The following is a 20,127-nucleotide window of genomic DNA, read 5'->3' as shown; positions in this document are numbered from 1 at the left end:
TAATGCTTACAAGGCACAAGGGTACGAAACGCGACGGATCGACCGCATCTCTGGGGATATGATGAGCGAAGCTGCATTCAATACCGGCGTCTGGCAGAGCCCCGATGGGCTTACCCTGTATTATCGGGACTATCCCGGCCCGCAGGACAAGCCGCCCATCCTGTGTATTCCGGGACTGACCCGCAATGCGAGGGATTTTGAGCCGATCGCGGACGCATTCGCTGGGGAGTGGCGGGTGATTTGTGTCGATTTGCGCGGGCGCGGGCAAAGCGATTACGCGAAAGACACCGATAGCTATATCCCCACCCAATATGTCGCTGACCTATGTGCTCTGCTGGATCAGGAGGAATGGGGCAAAGTCGTCGCGGTGGGCACATCGCTGGGCGGTATTCTGGCGATGATGCTGGAAAATCAGCGTCCGGGCCTGCTGGCGGGGGCAGTGCTGAATGATATCGGCCCGGTGATCGAACCTGCCGGCCTGGAACGGATTCGTGATTATGTGGGGCAGGGGCGGAGCTACCCCACATGGATGCATGCCGCCCGGGCAATGCGGGAGCAGGCGGGGGAGGCCCATCCCGATTTCCAGATCGAAGACTGGCTGCGCATGTCCAAACGGTTGATGTGCGTATCAGGCAACGGCCGGATTACCTTTGATTACGATATGAAGATTGCGGATCCGTTTTCCGATGATGGAGCGGAGGCACCGGCGGATATGTGGCCTCTCTTCAAAGCACTGGATAAATGCCCGGTGCTGGCGCTACGCGGTGGCTTGTCGGATATTCTTTCAACTGCCACGCTGCAGCGTATGCAAAGCGAGATTCCCGATATGGAAACGCTGACCGTGCCGCGCGTCGGCCATGCGCCCACGCTGGAAGAAAATGATGTGCAGCACGCCATTGCGCGGCTGCTGGGTAAGGTGTGTCGATGAGCAAGTCTGCCGCTACAAAAGCTGCCGGTGCGGCCAGCAAAGCTGCGAAGAAGGTCTCCGCTCCATCGTCCGGCAAAGGCGGGCGCGCCAGAATCCTCCATCTGCATTCCACCTTCGCGACCGGGGGCAAGGAAATGCGCAGTGCGAAGCTGATGAATGCCTTTGGCAATCTGGCCTCGCATGACATTGTTTCGGCCGAGCCGGACCATCTTGAAGCGGCGGATCATGTCTCGCCCGCGATTGCGATGGGCTTCCCCGAATTTCCTGCGCTGAAGGGCAAGCCGCTGCCCGGCAGGCTGAAACGGCTGGCTGAAAAGATGCAGAATTACGACCTCATCTGCACCTATAATTGGGGCGCGATGGATGCGGTGATGGCGCATACGCTGTTTGCCGATGTCTATAAGCTGGCGCCGCTGGTCCATCATGAAGATGGTTTCAATGATGATGAGGCCGTGAAGCTGAAACGTGGCCGCAATCTCTATCGCCGGATTGCGCTGGGCCGCACCGCTGCGCTGGTGGTCCCTTCGCGCAAGCTTGAAGATATTGCGCTCAACATATGGCAGCAGCCGCGCGGCCGGGTCCAGCGGATCGACAACGGCATCCCGGTGGCGGCCTTTCACAAGAAGCCCAAGCCCGATTTGCTGCCCGGTCTGATCAAGCGCAAGGATGAAAGCTGGGTCGGCACGGTGGCCGGTTTGCGTCCGGTGAAGGACATTCCGGCACTTGTCCGTGCGATGACCGAATTGCCCGATTACTGGCAATTGGTGATTCTGGGCGAAGGGCCGGAGCGCGCGCGAATCATCGCTGAGGCTGAAAATCAGGGTATTGATCACCGGGTTCACCTGGCGGGTCATGTAAAAGCGCCGGAAAAGGTGATCGGCCTGTTCGATATTTTTGCCCTGTCATCCCGCAGCGAACAATTCCCGCTTTCGGTGGTTGAGGCGATGGCCGCTGGCCTTCCGGTGGTGGCGCCCGATGTTGGTGATGTTGCCAGCATCGTGGACGAATCCAACGCGCCCTATATCGCTCCGGCAGGGGATGAAACGGCTCTGGCGGCGGCCTTGGCAAGGCTGGCCGCAGATCCGGCGGCGCGCGATTCGATTGGTTATGCCAACCGCCGCAAAGCCACCGAAGAGTTCGATGAATCGAAAATGGTGGCCCGTTACAAATCGCTCTATTGGGGGCTGATGGGGCGGCATAAGCGGTAATTCCGGCCCCTTCGCCTTCATTTTCCATTCACTCGATCTGGGACAGAGCGGGAAACATGAATTGAATTGACTGTGCCATTCGTTAAACAGCGGCGCAGTTTGTACTTATTGCGGGGATTTGCCTTCCGTGGCCCTCAGACCGAATGATCCGGATAAACGCGCCGAAAAACTCGCCCAGCGTGAAGCTGCCGAGCAGGATATGCTTATGCGCGAGGTTGATGATGCTGTCCGTCAGGACCAGTTTGCCGGGGTAGCCAAGCGCTATGGCATCATCATTATCGGCGCCGTGGTGGTGTTGCTGGCGGCCTTTGGTGGCTGGCTGTGGTGGCATGAACATCGGGAGGGCCAGCTCGAAGACCGGTCGGAAACCCTGGTGACCGCGCTCGACAATGTCGATGCCGGCAATCTCAAGGCAGCCGATGAAACGCTGTCTTCGATCATGGATGGTGACGATACGGGCGCTGCGGCGGCTGCCGGAATGTTGCGTGCCGGTATTGCGATGGAGCAAGGGCGCAGTGACGACGCGATCAAACTGTTTGACGCGCTCGCCGCTGATGACAAAGCGCCGCAAGCCTACCGCGATCTGGCACTTATCCGCAGCACATCCGCCGGGTTCGACAAAATGAAGCCGCAGGTGGTTGTCGACCGGCTGAAGCCATTGGCGGAGCCCGGCAATCCGTGGTTTGCCAGCGCGGGTGAACTGGTTGCCATGGCCTATCTCAAACAGGGTAAGGATGATCTGGCCGGACCGCTTTTCGCGCAAATCGCGAAATCGAATGACGCGCCTGAAAGCCTGCGTTCGCGCAGCCGTCAAATCGCCGGTCTGCTGGGCTATGACGCGGTGGAAGATGTTGACGAAACGCTCGAACGTTTGCGGGAAGAAGGCGGCACCGCCGCCGCGCCCGCACAGGCCGCAGCCGCTCAATAAGAGCCTGACGCCGGAAACTGGATGGATATTGATGATCTTTCGTAACTTGTCAGCAGCGCGTAGCCGCATCTTTGCCGTATCAGCTCTGGGCGCCGCTCTGGCCCTTGGTGGCTGCGGTGTCTTTGGTGGCGGCGACGATGGCCCGACTACACCGACGGTGGGCGACCGTATCCCGGTACTGTCGCGCATTGCCAATGCGGTAGAGCCTGATCCGGCGCTGGCTGATGTTTCGGTGGTCCTTCCCCCGGCACGTGAAAATGACGAATGGAGCCAACCGGGTGGCAATGCCGCCAACGCGATGGGCCATCTGGCCCTGGCGGCTGCGCCGCAAAAGGTCTGGAGCGCATCGATCCCCGGATCGAACAAGAAGCGCCGTATGGCTGCGGCGCCGGTGGTTGGCGGCGGCAAGCTGTTCGTGATGGATACCGATGCCACGGTGCACGCATTTGATGCGCAAACCGGCGCCTCGATCTGGAGCCATTCGCTGGATTCGGATTCGAGCACTCGGGATTCTTTGTTCGGCGGCGGTGCGAGCTATTTCGGCGGCAAGGTTTATGTCACTGACGGCGTCGGCGATGTCGCCGCGCTGGATGCGGAAACCGGGTCTGAACTGTGGAATGTGAAGCCGGCCGGCCCGCTGCGCGGATCACCGACCGTGGCCTTCAACGCCGTTTATGTGATGACGCAGGATAACCAGATCCATGCGCTCAATTTGCAGGATGGCTCGGTCATCTGGCAGGATTTTGGTGCTTCGGGTCAGTCCGGCGTCTTTGGCGTCGCCGCGCCTGCAGCCGGGCAGGGCACGGTCATTGCCGGATACAGCACGGGTGAGCTGGTCGCATATCGCTACGAAAATGGCCGTAATTTGTGGTCCGATGCGCTCGCGCGGACATCCATTTCAACCGAAGTGGGCTCTCTGACCGACGTTGATGCCGACCCGATCATCGATGATGGCCGGGTGTATGCTCTGGGTCAGGGTGGCCGCATGGCAGCCTATGAACTGGTGACGGGCCAGCGTCTGTGGGAACTGACATTGGCGGGTATTTCCACCCCGGCAGTGGCCGGCGAATGGATCTTTACGCTGACCGACGATGCGCGCCTGCTGGCGATCGCGCGCTCTACCGGTAAGGTCAAATGGATCACCCAGCTGGATCGTTACAAGGATGAGAAGGACCGCGAGGGCCCGATTTTCTGGACTGGTCCGGTACTGGCGAACAACAAATTGTGGATCGCAAGCACGCGCGGCAAAGTGATGAGCGTGGATGTTGTAACTGGCCTTGCGACCGAATTCACCGAATTGAGTGACGGCGTATCTTTGCCCCCGATCGTCGCCAATCAGACACTTTATCTGATGGACAACAAAGGTCGCATCACTGCCTGGCGGTGATGGGATCTTGCATAAGCCCCATGCCGCGTTACTCCTGATGTGACAGGGGGCAGCATGGGGCGGCAAAGCAGCAATAACGTCGGACAACGGCCGGCCAGCGATGTATCGGTTGCCACCGGTATCGTGGGCTTGGCCGCTTTGTGCGCATGTCTTGTCTTTGCGCATTTCTGGCCATTTATCACGCGCGCATTGGCGATTTCAGCTCCGGCAGAGCCGCTTTCCGGCCCGGTCATGTCGCTGGTGACCATGCTGTTCGTCGCGCTGATGATGGGGCTGTGGGCGGTGCTGGTGGAGAAGGTCCACCGGAATGCCTCCACCGGGATCGATTGGACGCAGCGGCTCAAATTCAGCGAAACGCGTGAGATTTCCTTCACCAAACTGGCCGGATTGTGGATTACCTGGGGCGTGATCGCGGCAGTGTATTGCCTGCTGCGCTTCTATTGGGATGGCAGTTTTCTCTTTGCCATGAATGTTCTGTCAGCGGCCGCGCTGCCGCTGTTCCTGCTCTCGATCCCTTACGTCCTGTGGCTTGACCGCTATTTGGTTCAGCCGCGCGACCGGGTTTGGCATTTTGGTGCCATGCTGACGGGAGCGGCATCATGGGACCGTGCGAAAGTCGCGGAGCATTGGCGCGGCTGGGCGATCAAGGGCTTCTTCGGCGCATTCATGCTGTCGATTTTGCCGGGCGGTTTTGCTGCCGTGGTGGAGCGAGATTACACGGCGATATTTACCAATCCGGCGACTGCGGCAACCGCGCTGATCGATCTCATCTTTGTGATCGACGTGCAGATCGGGACGGTCGGCTATCTGTTGACGCTGCGTCCGCTGGATGCCCATATTCGCAGCGGCAATCCCTTCTTGGGCGGCTGGGTGGCGGCGTTGATCTGTTATCCGCCCTTTGTGTGGGGATTGATGGGACGGGCCGACGTGCTCAGCTATCAGGTGCATACCAGTGGCTGGGCTTCATGGACGGCGATGTGGCCCGTGTTGGGCTGGATCTGGGCTGTGTGGCTGGTGGGTTTGACCGCGGCCTATGCCTGGGCGACGATGGCGTTTGGCATCCGCTTTTCCAATCTCACCTATCGCGGTGTGGTAACCAATGGCCCCTATCGCTTCACACGGCATCCGGCCTATCTTTCCAAGAACATCTTCTGGTGGTGTTCCGTTTTGCCCTTCCTTGTCACCAATGGCTCGCTGGTGGATTCGGTCCGCAATACCGCGCTGCTGGGGGTGGTGAGTGCGATCTATTACTGGCGTGCGCGGACGGAGGAGGATCATCTGCTGCGCGAAGATGCAAAATATCGCGCCTATTACGATTGGATGGCGCAGCATGGCTGCATCACCCGCCGGCTGGAAGCCCTCTGGGCGCGGTTCAATCCGTTTAAGTCAGCCGCGTAGCCTTCGCTTTAAAGCGCGGCTGCCTGACCCAGTTCATAGGCGGTGATGTCGCGGTCATAAAAGCCCAGCTCGGCGCGCGCTTCTGACCATGCATGCATATGCGGAGAGGCAAAATGGCGCAGCAGGCTGTCATGCGAATCCCAGATTTCCGTAACCCGGAACAGGCCCGGTTCCGTCACATCCTCGGCATAGGAATAGGACAGGCAGCCAGCCTCTTGCCGGGTGGCTTCGATCACCGCCTGCATCAAAGTCTGGGCTTCAGCCAGTTTTTCTGGCGGGAAGCGGAAATGGCCAATTACACAGAGCATTATTCAGAAGCTGTATTTGTAAACGCGTTCAATGTCCCCGGCCCACTCGCCATTATATTTATCGAGCAGGCGCTGCGCCGGGACTTTCCCGCTTTCGACAATTTCGAACAGGGTTTCGATATAGCCCGTTTCATTATCGCCGCTGGCGTTAAGGCGCGCACGCCGGGCCAGACCGGATCGCGCGATTTCGAGCACTTCGCGGGCGATATCCTTCAGCTTTCCGCCACCAGGAAGCGGGGCGTCGAGCGCCAGACGGGGCACCGCATTGCGCAAGGCTTCGCGTTCTTCCATGCTCCAGTCCTTGACCAGATCCCATGCAGCGTCCAGCGCGCCCTGATCATAGAGCAGACCGACCCAGAAGGCGGGCAGCGCGCAGATCCGGCTCCACGGGCCACCATCGGCGCCGCGCATTTCGAGGAAACTCTTCAGCCGTACTTCGGGGAATGCGGTTGAGAGATGATCCCACCAGTCGCTTTCGGTCGGCAATTCGCCGGGTAAAGCGGGCAATTCACCTTTCAGGAAGTCACGGAAGCTTTGCCCCGCCGCATCGATATAGCGGCCATCGCGCACCACGAAATACATCGGCACGTCGAGCATGTAATCGACATAGCGCTCATAGCCGAAATCATCATCAAAGACGAAAGGCAGCATGCCCGTGCGATGCGGGTCGGTGTCCGACCAGATATGGCTGCGGAAGGACAGGAAGCCGTTGGGCTTGCCTTCGGTGAAGGGCGAATTGGCGAACAGGGCAGTGGCCAGTGGCTGCAGCGCCAGACCGACCCGGAACTTCTTCGCCATGTCTGCTTCGCTGGAATAATCCAGATTGACCTGAATGGTGCAGGTGCGCAGCATCATGTCGAGGCCAAGCGAACCGACCTTGGGCATGTGCCGCGTCATGATGTCATAACGCCCCTTGGGCATCAGCGGCAAATCTGCGCGGGCCTTGTCCGGCCACATGCCGAGGCCGAGAAAGCCGACATCGCAGGAATTGCCGATTTCCTTCACCTGAGACAGGTGGCGGCCGGTTTCGGCGCAGGTCTCATGCAGATTTTGCAGCGGCGCGCCGGATAATTCCAGCTGGCCTGCGGGCTCCAGGCTGACAGTCCCATCAGCGCCATTCATGGCGATAACTTGACCGTTTTCCTCAACCGGCTCCCAGCCGAATTGCTTCAGCTGCAGAAGGATATCTCGGATACCGCCTTCTTCGCTATAAGAGGGCGCGTGCTTATCCGCCTTCTTATAGACCAGCTTTTCATGCTCAGTGCCAATGCGCCATTGCTCCGGCGGCTTTTCGCCGGCCTGAAGGGGCGCGACGAGTTGATCGCGGCTTTCAATCCGCGGCTCGTGCTGCTCTGCTGAACCCTTTCGCGTGCTCATGTACAAGCCGTTAGGGAAGTTGACGAAGGGGCGCCAGCGTAAATTGTACCGCGCGGTCGGTTTATGCCGGCATCACTATGCTGCCCAGTCGCCGCGAAGCCCCATCCACAGCGCGGTCGCGGCAATTGCAGCGGTCTCTGCCCGCAGAATGCGTGGCCCCAGCGTAATGGCCTGTGCAGCCCCTACAGCGCGCACGGAATCGCGTTCCTGATCATCGAATCCGCCTTCCGGTCCGATCAGCAGCGCTGCGCCACCCTTGTTTTGCGTGAAAGCCTCTGCGGCAGGAGTTCCGCCCAGTTCATCGGCAAAAAACAGGGGGCGCGATGCGGGCCATTCGCGCAGCAGAGCATCCAGTTTCACCGGCTCGGAAAGCTGCGGCAATGCGGTGCGGGCGCATTGTTCCGCCGCTTCGGCGATGACCGTGCGGGCGCGGTCCATGTTCAGCTTATCCGCAACGCAGCGGCGGGTTATGACCGGCTGAATATGCCGCACGCCCAGTTCGGTCGCCTTTTCCAGAACCTGATCAAACCGATCTTTCTTGAGCAGCGCGGCGCAGAGCGTGAAATCGGGCACATCCTCGCGCTCACGCAAATGGGTGCGGGGGCTGAGGACAAGACTGCGCTTGTCGGCCTGGGTGACTTCAGCGGCCCATTCGCCGGTATGGTCATCACACAGGATCACCGCATCACCGACTTTAACGCGCATTACGCGCAGCAGATAATGCGCCGCCTGTCCGTCCAGTGCAACGGGCTCCGCTTCCGCAAGGGGAGGGGGGACAAATAAACGCGGCGCGCTGCGCGGGGGCCAGGCGGGTGTAGCAGGCATGGGCTTTGCACTAAGCGGAGGGCGGGCTAGGAGGCAAGTCATGTCGACACATTCCCCCGCCGATAATGCCGAGTCTGCGATCGTTCCCGATAGCGAGCATCGCGGTCTGGTCGCCCGTTTGCCGCAGCCTTTGCGCGATTATGCTTTGCTGGGGCGGTTCGACCGGCCCATTGGCTGGTGGTTGCTGTTCTGGCCCTGTGCCTGGTCGCTCGGCCTCAGCGGGACGGGGCTGCAATGGCAATTGCTCGCCTGGATGCTGCTGGGATCGATTGCCATGCGCAGCGCCGGCTGTGTCTATAATGATATCGTCGATGCGAAGCTGGATGCGCAGGTTGCGCGCACAGCGCAGCGGCCGATCGCCAGTGGCCGGGTCAGCCGCAAGGCCGGCTTTACATGGCTATTGGTGCTTTGCGCCGTGGGGCTGATTGTGCTCCTGCAATTGCGCTGGCAGGCACAGCTTGTCGCGCTGGGCAGTCTGGTTCTGGTTGCCGCCTATCCCTACATGAAACGCATCACCTGGTGGCCGCAGGCATGGTTGGGGCTGGTCTTCACATGGGGCGCACCCACCGCATGGGTGGCGGTCCGGTCGGACAATCTGGAGGTGCTTGCTGCCCTATATGTCGGCGCGATTTTCTGGTGCATCGGGTATGACACGATCTATGCCGTGCAGGACAAGGAAGACGATGCGCTGGTGGGTATCCGCTCCAGCGCAAGGCGGCTTGGCGGGCGGGTGAAGCAAGGTGTTGGCCTGTTCTACCTGATCGCCGTGGTCAGTTGGGCACTGGCATTCTGGTTGATGCGGCAAGATTGGCTGGCGTTGCTCGGCCTGGCTCCGGCCGCTTTGCACTTGTTCTGGCAAGTGGCCACGCTGGACGCTGACAAGGCGGAAAATCCTCTTATCCGGTTCCGTTCCAACCGTTTCCTCGGCCTGCTGGTGGCGCTGGGCTGTTATGTCGTGGGGAATGCCTGAAAGCTTTAAATGTAAAGGCATTATGAACAGCAGGGTAAATAGAGCTTGCGCTAAATGTAATCATAAAGTTAGGTTGAGATGAAAGTCGCACTCCCGGTCATACTTGTTTGGGACTACAGTGAACAAAGACGATCTGATCTCAATCGGTATGCTTGCCAGCCGCACAGGTGTGGCAGTATCCGCCATTCGTTTTTATGAAGATCGCGGCTTGCTACGCAGTTGGCGCACGGATGGTAATCAGCGGCGATTTCTGCGGTCGGATATTCGGCGGATCAGCTTTATTCTCATTGCCCAGAAACTTGGCCTCGGTCTCGATGAGATAGAGGGGCAGCTTGCCAATTTACCTGCTGGGCGGTCGCCCAGTCTGGGGGATTGGCAGAAGGTCAGCCGGTCCATGCGGGTTGCCATTGATGAGAAGATCGAATTGCTCAGCCGGGCGCGCAACCAGCTTGACCATTGTATCGGTTGCGGCTGTGTCAGCCTGCCGCGCTGCCAGACGATGAACCGTGAAGACCGGCTGGGCACTGTCGGTGCCGGGCCGCGGCTGGTGCTGAAATAATTAGGCCGTAAACTCATAAACAGCGCCATCGAGGTTTGAGTCAAAATGGCTCAGCGCTAGGAAAGAAGGCGTGGGAATATGTCGATATTTCAAGGCTTCTTGACGCTGCGATGGGCCATTTTGACCAAATCGCTTTGCGACGCCCAAATGGCTTCCCTCTCGAACCAAATCGCCCTTGGAAAGGCAAACAGCCTTCCCGGCGGGCGCTTTGCTCCGATATGTTCGCCATTTGGGCGCCTCGACGGTGCTGTTTATGAGTTTACGGCCTAGCTTTATTCCGCCGCCAGCAATTCTTCCGCCCCGCCAAGATCCACACTGACCAGCCGCGATACCCCGTGTTCCACCATGGTCACACCGAAAAGGCGGTGCATCCGGCTCATGGTTACGGCATTGTGGGTAACGATCAGATAGCGGGTCTTCGTCTGCTCAACCATATGATCCAGCAGATCGCAAAAGCGATCAATATTGGCATCGTCGAGCGGTGCGTCCACTTCGTCGAGCACGCAGATCGGGGCGGGATTGGTCAGGAACAGGCCGAAGATCAGCGCAACAGCGGTCAGCGCCTGTTCCCCGCCGGACAGCAGCGTGAGCGATTGCAGGCGTTTGCCCGGCGGCTGGGCAAAGATCTCCAGCCCGGCCTCCAGCGGATCGTCACTATCGACCAAAGCCAGATGCGCCTGTCCGCCTTCGAATAATTTGGTGAACAGCACTTTGAAATGCTCGTTCACCGCCTCGAAAGCGGCGCGCAGGCGCTCGCGCCCTTCGCGGTTGAGATTGCCGATGGAACCGCGCAGCCGGTTGACCGCTTCGGCCAGCTCGGCCTGCTCTTCTGCGCTGGCACCGTGGCGGGCCTCTATGTCCTGCAATTCCTGAGCGGCGACCAGATTGACCGGGCCGATCCGTTCACGGCTGGTGACAAGCTGCTCCAGATCGGCGCCTTCCTTTTCCGCATCCTTCACCTCTGCCGGATCGAAGGAAAAGCGGGTGGAAAGCAGCGGGGGAGGGCAATGGAAGCGTTCGCCCGAAGAACGAGCGAGCTCCGCCCGGCGGCTCTCTTCATTCTCCGCTTTGGCGGAAAGAGCCGCCCGGTTCTCGCGCGCCTGTGACAGAGCCTCTCCGGCGGCGGTCAGGGCAGCGTCCGATGCCCGCGCGTCTTCGCCAATTTGGCTGACTGCTTCTTCAGCAGCGGTCAGCTCCCCCGTCAGACGCTGCTTGATCGCCTCACCCTGCTCGATTTCGCGCAGGAGGCTTTCGGGCTTGGCGGCGATAATCGCGCGTTCCTCGGCAATCTCCTCGAAACGGCGACTGGTTTCCGCCAGTCGCCGGGCTGCATCGCCTGCGCGGGCTTCCCAGCCCTTGATGTCCGCGCGCTGGGCAGAGCTGCGTTCACGCGCCACGGCCAGTGCCTGATCATGCGCGGCCAGTGCTGCTGCTGCCGATTGCATGTCGCCGCGTGCGCTTTCATTGCGTGTGCGGGCGGCATCCAGATTGGCGCGGCCCGTTTCCGGTGGGGGCAGTGCGGCCAGTTTCGCGGCGCTGGTTTCGGCCTCGTCCTGCGCCTCGGCCATCCGGGTTTCGGTTTCGCTCAGGCTGCGGGCAAATTCTTCCAACCTTGCGGTGAGCCGTTCCCGCGCGGCTTCGGCCTGATCGACCCGGCGCAGCGCCTGCCGTTCCTGCTCCTGAGCCTGTGCTTCCTCGCGCTGGGCCGCAACCAGTCGCTGCTGGATGGCGGCCAGTTTTTCACGCGCGGATTGCTCGGCCTGCTCGGCCTGATCGGCTGTTTCCTGCAGCGCGGGCAGCATACGCTCCAGTTGGGCATGGCGATTATCCGCCTCCAACCGCGCGGCTTCTGCTGCGCCTTCCCCGCGGGCAACGAAGCCGTCCCATCGACGCAGAAAGCCGCCCCGTGTGACCAGCCATTGTCCGGGTGCGAGGTCGCGGCCATCATCCTGATCGGCCACATGGACCAGAGCCAGTCGGGCCTGCAGCGCGTCGGGGCATTGGCTGACATGGTCCAGCAGACTGTCAGCCACTCTTTGCGGTGCAGTGCGCCCTCCGGTCCAGAAGCGGCCTTCGCTGTCCGCTGGCGGTGTGCCGAGCGGTGCTTTCGCATCGCGGCCCAGCACTGCGGCTACCGCCCGTTCATAGCCAGGTTCTGCCCGCACAGTATCAAGCGCGGCGGGCAGGCCGAATTTATTGCTTGCCTGTTTGGCCCGGGCCTGCCGGTCACGCTGCAGCGCCTGATATTCCCGCTGCGTGCCTGTCAGTTCTGCCCGCGCGGCAGACAAGGCCGCTGCCGCTTCGTCGCGCAAAGGACCAAGCGCATCCTTCTCGCTCTGCAAATTAACCAGCGCGTTGTGTCTGTCTTCGCGGGTCTGCTGCGCCTGTGCATAGGCATTTTGCGCATGGATCAATTCCTGCTCCGGGTCGCTGCCAGCCAGCAGCTCTTCCCGTTCATTCTGCTGACGCCGGAGATCCGCCCTGAGCCGTTCCAGCCGGTTCGCGGCCTGCTGCTGTTCGCTTTCGGCCACCCGCCAGTCCGCCTCTACACCGGCATGGTCAGCCGTTGCCTTGGCCAGCGCAAGTTCCGCCATGCGTGAGGCGTTTTCGGCTTTCTCTGCCGCGCGGGCCAGTTCGGGCCGTTTCGCTTCATCATTTTGCAGCGCTTGTTCAGACCCGGTGAGTTCCTTCTCCAGCCGTTGCAATTCTTTTGCAGCATCCGTCGTGATCCGGTCAGCCTCCACCCGGTCATCTTCGAGCCGCTTTTTCTGCCGGTCGAGATCGGCCAGCCGCTGCTCGGCGGCTTCCAGCTGGGTGTTGAGGGATGCGAGCCGGTGGCCATGGGCATTGGCATCATCGCGCCGGTCGGCCAGCACATCACGGGCAGCGGCCAGTTTCTCGGCCAGCCTGCGCTGAGTCTTCTGCGCGGCGGTGAGCGCGCTCTGCGTTTCATCGACGCGTTTTTCGGCCGCCTGAGCCTCGCTTTGCGCGGCTTGCGCAGAGGCTGCTGCATCGCGCCAGCGGGCAAATAATACACGCGCCTCGGCAGCGCTGATCTTCTCACTGAGTTCGCGGTATCGTTCGGCCTGCCGCGCCTGCCGGCGCAGTGATGCAATCTGGCTGTCGAGACCGGCCATCAGATCTTCGAGCCGGGCCAGATTGCTTTCGGTCTGGCGCAGCTTGCTTTCGGCATCACGGCGGCGGACATGCAGCCCGGCAATGCCGGCGGCTTCCTCCAGCATTTGCCGTCTTTCGGCCGGTTTGGCGGCGATGACCGCGGCAATGCGGCCCTGACTGACCAAGGCTGGGGAATGCGCGCCCGTGGCGGCATCGGCAAAGGTCAGCGCAACATCCTTGGCCCGGACATCGCGGCCATTCACGCGGTAGGCGCTGCCCGCGCCGCGCTCTATCCGCCGGGTGACCTGCAATTCCTGATTATTGGCATCGCTGGCATCCAGCACCACTTCGGCGAAGTCGCGCGGCGGGCGCTGCTGCGTGCCCGCGAAGATGACATCATCCATCCCGCCGGAGCGCAGGCTTTTGGGCGAATTTTCGCCCATGACCCAGCGGATCGCCTCCAGCAGGTTGGATTTGCCGCAACCATTGGGGCCAACGACTCCCGTCAGCCCCGGTTCAATATGCAATTCGGCAGGCTCAACGAAGCTCTTGAAGCCCGAGAGCTTGAGCTTCCTGAACTGCATCGGCCCCCCTTTCGCCCGTTCTTACCGGGCACCGGCCTGTTGCAAGTCAGCCTCGATCGCGGCCCAGGTGTTGCCGTCAAGCTTGCGGCCATTGAGGAAGAATGTCGGCGTGCCGGTCACATCCATTTCTTCGGACTGGGTGTTGGATTCTTCCACGATCTGTTCAGCCATTTCGGGCTGGGCCAGACATTCCTTTGCCTGGTCGCGGCTGATCCCGCGCGCGGCGAAGAAATCGAGCAAGCCGGCAGCTTCGGCGATTTTTTCATAGCGCTGCTCGGCCGGGGCCTGAACCGCCTTGTTCAAGGCTTCGGGATTTGCCTGCACGGCGCCGACAATCTCCTGCAGATTGTCCCAGACCTGATTGGACAGCGGGTGGAAACTCTCTACCGTGCCGCAGCGGGTGAGCATGGACATCGTCAGATCCAGCGGATCGTGAATCTGGTTGCGCAATTCGTAGCTGACCGTGCCATCATTCACATAGGCATCAATCCCTGCGCGCGCTTCCTCGGCGAAATCGGCGCAATGCGGGCAAGTGAGGGAGGCAAATTCGAGCAATTTCAGCGGTGCGTCCGGATTACCGATGCGATAGCCGCCTTCTTCGGTTTCCACCGCCACTTCCATCCATTGCTGCCCCTCAGGCGCAGCGACGGGATCAATCGGATCGCCCGCCACATCGGCTGCAGTTTCATCATTCCCCGACCCGCAGGCCGCCAGAGCGAGAACGAGCGGGGCTGCCAGAGCGGCGAAAGTGGCTTTGCGAAGCATGGTCATCCGTTACGAAATCCTGTGATATTTTGAAGGCAGGCTAGCGCAAGGCGCTGGCCCTGCAAAGATAGCTATTCACCGCGCGTGCGGCGCATGGTGTTTACTTGAACTGATTGTCTTTCAAACGGGCATCCAGCTTAGGCTTCAGATCTTCCCAACTATAGGCATCGGCAACCATCTTGCCATTGATGGCGAAGCTTGGCGTACCCTCAATCTTGAAAGTCTGCCCGTCACGCGCCGATTGGGCCGCGAATTTTTCCATCGCCGCGCGGTCACCCAGGCATTGGTCAAGCTGCGAGCGGCTATAGCCGCGTGGTTCGAGAATTTTATACAAGTCGAGATCGGACGCAATTGCCTGAAAACGCTGGGCATAGGTGCCGCTTATCCAGCGTTTGCGTTGTTCCGCCGTCGTTGCGCGGGCTTTGGTCAGGAATTCGTCCTGGTTGCGGAAAATCGCCTCGTGATTGCCATAAAACTTCTCATCCGGACCGCATTCGGCCAGCAATACGGCGGCCATATCCACCGGGTCGCGGATGATGTGACGGGTTTCCACGGCGAGCTTGCCCGGCTGAATATAACCCATCTTGAGTATCGGCCACGCCTGATTCTCAAAATGGCCGCAATGCGAACAGGTGTAGCTGACAAATTGGGTCAGCCGCGTTGGGGCCTGCCGGTCACCTTTGATATGGCCGGTGAAGTTTTCCTGGGCGCTCTGTGTGAAACCGGGCGTTGCGATCAGCGCCAGCGGGGCGGCAAGGGCGAGGGCCGCGGTGAAAAGCTTGCGTTTCATTCCGTCTCATTCTCCTTGGAACTCAAACTTCGCGCCATCGATTCCAGAACCTGTCTCAATTCGGGGTCGCCAATGTCGCGCAGCGAATCGCCCAGCTCCATCGGTATCGGTTTCAGGGAAGGCGGCGCCTTCGTTTTTACTTCAGCACGCGCAGGCTTAACCTCGCCTTGCCGCAATTTTACGCGGGACACAGCCTTATAGCCAAAAAAGCGGTTCACCCGCTCCATAATCTCCGGCGTGACATGCTGGATCAACGGGGCATGACCGGGCAGAACGACCAATTGCAGAATGCCGTCGGTCTTCTCCCCCGGCGGGAAGCGGATCGCTTCGGGCAGGCAGACCTTGGCGTGCCGTTCCCCCACAATTTCTGGCCAGCGGCTGACGACCGAACTTTGCACGAAGCCGAACCGGCGGAAGGCCGCGCGTCCGATTTGGGGCATCAGATCGGCGATCTGTTTCGCCGGGCCGCCGCGTGGCCGTTCATATTCGCGCGGCTTGGCGCGCGAGGGCTTCTTGCTCCCTGCGGCTTTGCCTTTCACGGCTTTACTTGCCGCAGGCTCGCCCGCGACGTTCTTGCGCGCTTTGCCGGTCTGTTTGTTGTCGCGTTCCATCTGCGCCTGTCTCATGCCATAGGGCAGGGATGGATGATAGCGCTGGCGTGATCTCACACACACTTCTGGCATGGTATGATGGCCATGCGCGGCAATTGCCATGGCGTCTGCCACCAGGAAGCCGCGCGGCGGCTGATCCATACCGTGTGTGGCTGTCCGAAGTGATGCTCCAGCAAACGACGACCGCCGCGGTTGCCCCCTATTTCGCGCGCTTTGTTGAGCGCTGGCCAACGGTGCAGGCATTGGCTGCCGCATCGGAAGAGGAGGTCATGGCTGCATGGGCGGGGCTGGGCTATTATTCGCGGGCGCGCAATCTGGTCAAATGCGCGCGCGAAGTGGCGCAGCTGGGCGGTTTCCCTGACCAGGAAGAGGATTTGCGCAAACTGCCGGGGCTGGGCGCCTATACCGCCGCGGCGGTTGCGGCGATTGCCTTCGGGCGCCGGGCGGTGGTGGTGGATGCCAATGTGGAACGCGTGGTGTCCCGCCTGTTCGCCATAGAGGAGCCGCTCCCCGCTGCACGCAAACAGATCCGTGCGGCGGCGGAGCGGATTACACCGCAGCAACGCACGGGCGATTTTGCGCAGGCGATGATGGATCTGGGCGCAACCATCTGCACCGCGCGCGAGCCGCGCTGTCTGTTATGCCCGTTGCAGGCTGATTGTATGGCCCGGGCACAAGGCGATCCCGCGCGCCTGCCGGTAAAGGCACCCAAAAAGGCGAAGCCGCAGCGTCAAGGCACGGCCTTCTGGATCGAACGGGCGGGTGAAGTCTGGCTGGTGACACGCAGCGACAAAGGCATGCTGGGCGGAATGCGCGCTTTGCCGGATGATGGCTGGAGCGCGCGGGCGGATGGTTCTGGCGATCCGCCCGTGGCTGGCCAGTGGCAGGATTACGGCGCCATCAGCCATGTTTTTACCCATGCCGCGCTCACCTTGTCGGTGCGCCGGCTGGATGTGGCGGATGCTCCGGGTGGCCATGGCGAATGGTGGCCGATTTCGGCGCTGGACGAGGCTGGTTTGCCAACCCTGTTCACCAAGGCCGCGCGTCTGGTACTCGCCCAGCGCAACTAGGCCGTAAACTAAAGCGGATCAGATGATTCCGCCGCCGAGCGCGAGGCGGATGACCGCAACGACAAAGACGATAAGGCAGAAATTGCGCCCGCCATTATTGCTCGACAGCGCGCCGATGCCGATGCCCACAATCGCGATGGGCAGGACGAACCAATTGCCCCAGCCGAGCAGGGGAATGGAAGAAGGTATGGCCAGCAACAAGGCGACGATACCGACGAGAATGGAAAACAGGTTAAGCATGTGTTCTATATGAGCAATACACCTGCTTATGGCAAGCCCGCGACCTCAGCCAGTGTTGCTTGCGCCGCCCAATCAGGCGAAGTAGCGGTTGATAAACAGCCATGCCGGGAGCCCATGCAATGCAGTTGAGTGACGAGCTTTTCCTTTCGCGCCGAGGCATCTTACGCGGCGGAGCTATCGCGGCTCTGGCCGGCATGTTTCCGGTGCATGGCGCGTTTGCGCAGCAGCGGCAGGCATGGCCAAAAGTTGAGGCATTGCTGGCCAATTATGTGTCGGATCGCAAGGTCGCCAACATGGTCGCCGGGCTGGGCATCGGGGCCGAAGCGCCGCAATTTCTGGCCCAAGGCTCGGACAGTCTGAAGGGGGATCGCACGGCGGATAGCCGCAGCCTGTATCGCATCTATTCCATGACCAAGCCGATCACCGGCATGGCGGCGATGATCTTGGTGGATCAGGGCAAGTTGCAGCTGGATCAGCCAATTTCCGATTTTCTGCCCAAATTCGCCCGGATGCAGGTGCAGAAGGTCTATGATGGCCCCGTTTCAGAGGACAATCTGGAACCGGCGGTGCGGCCCATCACCATTCGCCATTTGCTCACCCATACGGCGGGGCTGGGCTATTCCATCGTTCAGCAGGGACCGATTGCAGAAGCCTATAAGGAAGCAGGGCTGACGCCGTTTCAGGTGACGCGCAATGCCGCCATGCCGGCGTTTGCCGGAACCCCGGCACCCAGTCTGGAGGTTTTTGCCGACCGCTTGGCGGATATGCCGCTGGTCTATCAACCGGGCACCCATTGGAGCTATTCGGTCGGGCTGGATCTGCTGGGCCGGATCATTGAAATTGTCTCGGGTCAGACGTTCGACGGTTTTCTGCAGGATCATATCCTCGGCCCCTGCGGCATGGTCGATACCAGCTTCACCGTGCCCCGGGCCAAGGCTGATCGGCTGACGACAAATTATATCGTTGCAGGATCAATGCTGCTGCCGATCGACAGTGCCGAAAATTCGATCTTCTTTGATCCGCCCGCGTTTCCCTTTGGCGGGGCCGGGCTGGTCAGTACACCGGCCGATTATGACCGGTTTTTGAAAATGCTGGTCGGCTATGGCAATCTGGACGGCAAGCGGGTGATGAGTGAGGCGGCAATCCGGCTGGGCACGTCTGACCTGTTCCCCAAGACGATGGACGGTGCGGATGAATTTTCCAAAAGCGCCGGTTTCGGTGCCGGGGGGCGGGTTGGCCGCGGCGCAGAAGCAGGCAGTTATGGCTGGTCTGGTGCCGCCGGAACGGTGGCATTTGCCGATCTGAAACACGGGCTGCGCGCTGGATTGTTCACGCAATATATGCCGTCTCAGGCCTATCCGCTCACCAGTGCTTTCCCCGATGCGGTGAAGAGTGATCTTGGCGGCGCTGCTTTATCCCGCGATACAGGAATGTCTGAATGAGTGCATTAATTTCCCCTGCCTTTGCCGGTCATCCGCTTGATCGTGCGGACAACACGCGGGCCGATCCAGAGCAGCTGGCGGCGCTGCGTCAACCGGATGCTTTGCTACTGGCTCTCGATGGGCTGGTCCCGCGGCTGGATGAGAATGGGCGGCTGGAATGGCGGAAATTATCCGCTGCGCCGGAGGATGCGGAACTGGTCTTTCTGGGGTTGCTGGACGGCCAGGCTGCCTTTGTCATGGTGCCGCAGGAGGGTGATCAGAATCCGGCCTTCGCGCATAAGCAGACTTGGCAGGCGGTGGCGCTGCTCAATTCTGCTGAACTGGCTCTTTACGGCGGAGCGCGCAGCATTGCCGACTGGCATGCACGCCATCGGTTTTGCGCGCGCTGTGGTTCACCCACGCAAATTGCCAAGGGCGGCTGGCAGCGCGGCTGCGTGAATGAGAAGTGCGGTGCACAGCATTTTCCCCGTGTCGATCCGGTGGCGATCATGCTGGTGGAGCATCAGGGACGTCTCTTGCTCGGCCGGGGGCTCAATTTCCCGCCGGGTCGTTATTCGGCGCTGGCGGGCTTTATCGAACCGGGCGAAACGATTGAGGAAGGCGCTGCGCGTGAAGTGCTCGAAGAAGTGGGCGTAGTCCTTGAAGATGTCCGCTACATCGGCAGCCAGCCCTGGCCCTTTCCATCGCAATTAATGGTCGGCTGCCATGGTTTTGCGGCTGGCGATCAACTTACTATCGACACAACGGAGCTGGAGGATGCCCGCTGGTTCACGCGCGCCGAGGTGGAGCAGGCGCTGATCGATAAGGACAAGAGCCCTCATTTCATTCCACCACCACCGCAGGCGATTGCGCATGATCTGTTGCAATGGTGGGTAAAGAACGGGGCAGGCGCAGTATGACCGACACTGTGCCTCTCATCTCAGTAGACATCTGGTCCGATGTGATGTGCCCGTGGTGTGCCATCGGCTATAGTCAATTCGCCAAGGCGGTGGCGGAGCTGAACGGCGAAATCGAGGTTGAAACCCGGTGGATGCCCTTTGAACTCAATCCCGACATGCCAGAGGCGGGCAAACCGCAGGCGCAGCATCTGGCGGAAGTCTATGGCCGCTCGGCCGAAGAACTGGCGGATATGCGCGCCAATCTGGAAGAGGCGGCACGGCGGGCCGGATTTTCGATGGATTATACGGGCGAGGGGACAGCGCCCGAGCCGATGATGTGGAACACCTTTGCCGCGCACAGGCTGCTGCGCTGGGCGCTGGCGGAATATGGCCCAGCGGCGCAAACCGGTCTGAAACTGGCCTTGTTTCGCGCCCATTTTCAGGCTCGGCGCAATGTATCAGATCACGCGGTTCTGCTTGATCTGGTCGAGAGTGAGGGAATGGACCGGGAGGCCGCGCAAGCAGCCTTGAGGGATGATGCGCTTGCCACGGCAGTGCGGATGGAGGAACAGCGCTCAGCATCAGCGGGTATCCGCAGCGTGCCGGCCTTTGTTTTCAATGACCGCTATCTGGTTCCGGGCGCGCAAACGCCGGAAATATTCGGCGACACTATCCGTAAGATAGTGGCTGCCACAGAGGCCGATCAGGCATCTCCCGGCTGAAGAGGCACCCACGCGCTCCG

General features: G+C 60.7%; 19 protein-coding genes. 11 read left to right on the top strand and 8 right to left on the bottom strand.

Annotated features, from left to right (window positions below; translation table 11 throughout):
- The first annotated feature begins 61 nt into the window (after positions 1 to 61).
- The 5 genes from GRI91_RS14080 (at position 62) to GRI91_RS14060 (ending at position 5,849) form a co-directional block, all read left to right on the top strand.
- The gene (locus GRI91_RS14080) at positions 62 to 928 is read left to right on the top strand and encodes an alpha/beta fold hydrolase (RefSeq protein WP_160737323.1); all 867 of its coding nucleotides are present in this window, start codon (positions 62 to 64) and stop codon (positions 926 to 928) included.
- A complete protein-coding gene (locus GRI91_RS14075; RefSeq protein WP_160737322.1) occupies positions 925 to 2,136 on the top strand; it encodes a glycosyltransferase in 1,212 nt (403 codons plus the stop codon). The genes GRI91_RS14080 and GRI91_RS14075 overlap by 4 nt, the downstream gene beginning before the upstream one ends.
- Before the next feature lie 127 nt (positions 2,137 to 2,263).
- A complete protein-coding gene (locus GRI91_RS14070; protein ID WP_160737321.1) occupies positions 2,264 to 3,064 on the top strand; it encodes a tetratricopeptide repeat protein in 801 nt (266 codons plus the stop codon).
- A gap of 31 nt (positions 3,065 to 3,095) precedes the next feature.
- The gene (locus GRI91_RS14065) at positions 3,096 to 4,451 is read left to right on the top strand and encodes a PQQ-like beta-propeller repeat protein (RefSeq protein WP_160737320.1); all 1,356 of its coding nucleotides are present in this window, start codon (positions 3,096 to 3,098) and stop codon (positions 4,449 to 4,451) included.
- A gap of 54 nt (positions 4,452 to 4,505) precedes the next feature.
- Positions 4,506 to 5,849, top strand: coding sequence for a methyltransferase family protein (locus GRI91_RS14060; protein WP_160737319.1), 1,344 nt, complete (start codon positions 4,506 to 4,508; stop codon positions 5,847 to 5,849).
- An 8-nt stretch (positions 5,850 to 5,857) separates the two neighbouring features.
- Here GRI91_RS14060 and GRI91_RS14055 read toward each other — a convergent pair whose 3' ends face one another.
- The 3 genes from GRI91_RS14055 to GRI91_RS14045 form a co-directional block, all read right to left on the bottom strand.
- On the bottom strand, positions 5,858 to 6,157 hold the full coding sequence (locus GRI91_RS14055) for a putative quinol monooxygenase (protein ID WP_160737318.1): 300 nt from the start codon (positions 6,155 to 6,157) through the stop codon (positions 5,858 to 5,860).
- 3 nt (positions 6,158 to 6,160) lie between these two features.
- On the bottom strand, positions 6,161 to 7,534 hold the full coding sequence (locus tag GRI91_RS14050) for a glutamate--cysteine ligase (RefSeq protein ID WP_160737317.1): 1,374 nt from the start codon (positions 7,532 to 7,534) through the stop codon (positions 6,161 to 6,163).
- A 75-nt stretch (positions 7,535 to 7,609) separates the two neighbouring features.
- Positions 7,610 to 8,359 carry a 16S rRNA (uracil(1498)-N(3))-methyltransferase gene (locus GRI91_RS14045; RefSeq protein WP_160737316.1) on the bottom strand — a complete coding sequence of 250 codons (750 nt, stop codon included), beginning with the start codon at positions 8,357 to 8,359 and terminating at the stop codon, positions 7,610 to 7,612.
- 40 nt (positions 8,360 to 8,399) lie between these two features.
- On the opposite strand from GRI91_RS14045, the gene ubiA reads away from it, so the two are divergent.
- Positions 8,400 to 9,329 (top strand): 4-hydroxybenzoate octaprenyltransferase, encoded by a 930-nt coding sequence (ubiA, locus tag GRI91_RS14040; RefSeq protein ID WP_160737315.1) that lies wholly within the window; start codon positions 8,400 to 8,402, stop codon positions 9,327 to 9,329.
- Between the two features lie 118 nt (positions 9,330 to 9,447).
- Entirely contained in the window at positions 9,448 to 9,888 is a 441-nt protein-coding gene (gene soxR, locus GRI91_RS14035; protein ID WP_337190379.1) for a redox-sensitive transcriptional activator SoxR, read from the top strand.
- Positions 9,889 to 10,160: 272 nt separating this feature from the next.
- Here the strand turns inward: soxR and smc are convergent, their stop codons facing one another.
- The 4 genes from smc to GRI91_RS14015 all read right to left on the bottom strand — a co-directional run bounded on the left by smc (position 10,161) and on the right by GRI91_RS14015 (position 15,770).
- Positions 10,161 to 13,589, bottom strand: coding sequence for a chromosome segregation protein SMC (smc, locus tag GRI91_RS14030; protein ID WP_160737314.1), 3,429 nt, complete (start codon positions 13,587 to 13,589; stop codon positions 10,161 to 10,163).
- A gap of 21 nt (positions 13,590 to 13,610) precedes the next feature.
- The gene (locus GRI91_RS14025; protein WP_237437907.1) at positions 13,611 to 14,360 is read right to left on the bottom strand and encodes a thioredoxin domain-containing protein; all 750 of its coding nucleotides are present in this window, start codon (positions 14,358 to 14,360) and stop codon (positions 13,611 to 13,613) included.
- A 94-nt stretch (positions 14,361 to 14,454) separates the two neighbouring features.
- Positions 14,455 to 15,144: a DsbA family protein gene (locus GRI91_RS14020; protein WP_160737313.1), complete on the bottom strand. Its 690-nt coding sequence runs from the start codon at positions 15,142 to 15,144 to the stop codon at positions 14,455 to 14,457.
- On the bottom strand, positions 15,141 to 15,770 hold the full coding sequence (locus tag GRI91_RS14015) for a DUF721 domain-containing protein (protein WP_160737466.1): 630 nt from the start codon (positions 15,768 to 15,770) through the stop codon (positions 15,141 to 15,143). Before GRI91_RS14015 ends, GRI91_RS14020 begins: the two co-directional genes overlap by 4 nt.
- 14 nt (positions 15,771 to 15,784) lie before the next feature.
- Here GRI91_RS14015 and mutY point away from each other — a divergent pair, with 14 nt between their 5' ends.
- A complete protein-coding gene (mutY, locus tag GRI91_RS14010; protein ID WP_160737312.1) occupies positions 15,785 to 16,825 on the top strand; it encodes an A/G-specific adenine glycosylase in 1,041 nt (346 codons plus the stop codon).
- Positions 16,826 to 16,843: 18 nt separating this feature from the next.
- Here mutY and GRI91_RS14005 read toward each other — a convergent pair whose 3' ends face one another.
- Positions 16,844 to 17,065, bottom strand: coding sequence for a hypothetical protein (locus GRI91_RS14005; RefSeq protein WP_160737311.1), 222 nt, complete (start codon positions 17,063 to 17,065; stop codon positions 16,844 to 16,846).
- Between the two features lie 119 nt (positions 17,066 to 17,184).
- Here GRI91_RS14005 and GRI91_RS14000 point away from each other — a divergent pair, with 119 nt between their 5' ends.
- The 3 genes from GRI91_RS14000 to GRI91_RS13990 are packed head-to-tail and all read left to right on the top strand — an operon-like array spanning position 17,185 to position 20,107.
- Complete coding sequence (locus GRI91_RS14000) at positions 17,185 to 18,507, top strand: serine hydrolase domain-containing protein (RefSeq protein WP_160737310.1); 1,323 nt, start codon at positions 17,185 to 17,187, stop codon at positions 18,505 to 18,507.
- Entirely contained in the window at positions 18,504 to 19,406 is a 903-nt protein-coding gene (gene nudC / locus GRI91_RS13995) for an NAD(+) diphosphatase (protein WP_160737309.1), read from the top strand. Before GRI91_RS14000 ends, nudC begins: the two co-directional genes overlap by 4 nt.
- Positions 19,403 to 20,107, top strand: a complete 705-nt coding sequence (locus tag GRI91_RS13990; RefSeq protein WP_160737308.1) for a DsbA family oxidoreductase — start codon at positions 19,403 to 19,405, stop codon at positions 20,105 to 20,107. The genes nudC and GRI91_RS13990 overlap by 4 nt, the downstream gene beginning before the upstream one ends.
- Positions 20,108 to 20,127: the final 20 nt, after the last annotated feature.

It is taken from the genome of Altericroceibacterium endophyticum, assembly GCF_009827595.1.
GTDB classification, from domain to species: Bacteria; Pseudomonadota; Alphaproteobacteria; order Sphingomonadales; family Sphingomonadaceae; genus Altericroceibacterium; species Altericroceibacterium endophyticum.
The sequence above is the reverse complement of the archived record's forward strand: the minus strand, read 5'-3'. Positions and strand labels throughout refer to the sequence as shown.

Excerpts from the sequence above, each read along its gene's own strand:
- GRI91_RS14055 (WP_160737318.1), bottom strand. The coding sequence starts at position 6,157 with ATGCTCTGTGTAATTGGCCATTTCCGCTTCCCGCCAGAAAAACTGGCT.
- GRI91_RS14000 (WP_160737310.1), top strand. The coding sequence starts at position 17,185 with ATGCAGTTGAGTGACGAGCTTTTCCTTTCGCGCCGAGGCATCTTACGC.
- ubiA (WP_160737315.1), top strand. The coding sequence starts at position 8,400 with ATGTCGACACATTCCCCCGCCGATAATGCCGAGTCTGCGATCGTTCCC.
- GRI91_RS14075 (WP_160737322.1), top strand. The coding sequence starts at position 925 with ATGAGCAAGTCTGCCGCTACAAAAGCTGCCGGTGCGGCCAGCAAAGCT.
- nudC (WP_160737309.1), top strand. The coding sequence starts at position 18,504 with ATGAGTGCATTAATTTCCCCTGCCTTTGCCGGTCATCCGCTTGATCGT.
- GRI91_RS14050 (WP_160737317.1), bottom strand. The coding sequence starts at position 7,534 with ATGAGCACGCGAAAGGGTTCAGCAGAGCAGCACGAGCCGCGGATTGAA.
- smc (WP_160737314.1), bottom strand. The coding sequence starts at position 13,589 with ATGCAGTTCAGGAAGCTCAAGCTCTCGGGCTTCAAGAGCTTCGTTGAG.
- GRI91_RS13990 (WP_160737308.1), top strand. The coding sequence starts at position 19,403 with ATGACCGACACTGTGCCTCTCATCTCAGTAGACATCTGGTCCGATGTG.
- GRI91_RS14015 (WP_160737466.1), bottom strand. The coding sequence starts at position 15,770 with ATGAGACAGGCGCAGATGGAACGCGACAACAAACAGACCGGCAAAGCG.
- GRI91_RS14005 (WP_160737311.1), bottom strand. The coding sequence starts at position 17,065 with ATGCTTAACCTGTTTTCCATTCTCGTCGGTATCGTCGCCTTGTTGCTG.
- mutY (WP_160737312.1), top strand. The coding sequence starts at position 15,785 with ATGGATGATAGCGCTGGCGTGATCTCACACACACTTCTGGCATGGTAT.
- GRI91_RS14065 (WP_160737320.1), top strand. The coding sequence starts at position 3,096 with ATGATCTTTCGTAACTTGTCAGCAGCGCGTAGCCGCATCTTTGCCGTA.
- GRI91_RS14060 (WP_160737319.1), top strand. The coding sequence starts at position 4,506 with ATGGGGCGGCAAAGCAGCAATAACGTCGGACAACGGCCGGCCAGCGAT.
- GRI91_RS14020 (WP_160737313.1), bottom strand. The coding sequence starts at position 15,144 with ATGAAACGCAAGCTTTTCACCGCGGCCCTCGCCCTTGCCGCCCCGCTG.
- GRI91_RS14025 (WP_237437907.1), bottom strand. The coding sequence starts at position 14,360 with ATGACCATGCTTCGCAAAGCCACTTTCGCCGCTCTGGCAGCCCCGCTC.
- GRI91_RS14045 (WP_160737316.1), bottom strand. The coding sequence starts at position 8,359 with ATGCCTGCTACACCCGCCTGGCCCCCGCGCAGCGCGCCGCGTTTATTT.
- GRI91_RS14080 (WP_160737323.1), top strand. The coding sequence starts at position 62 with ATGAGCGAAGCTGCATTCAATACCGGCGTCTGGCAGAGCCCCGATGGG.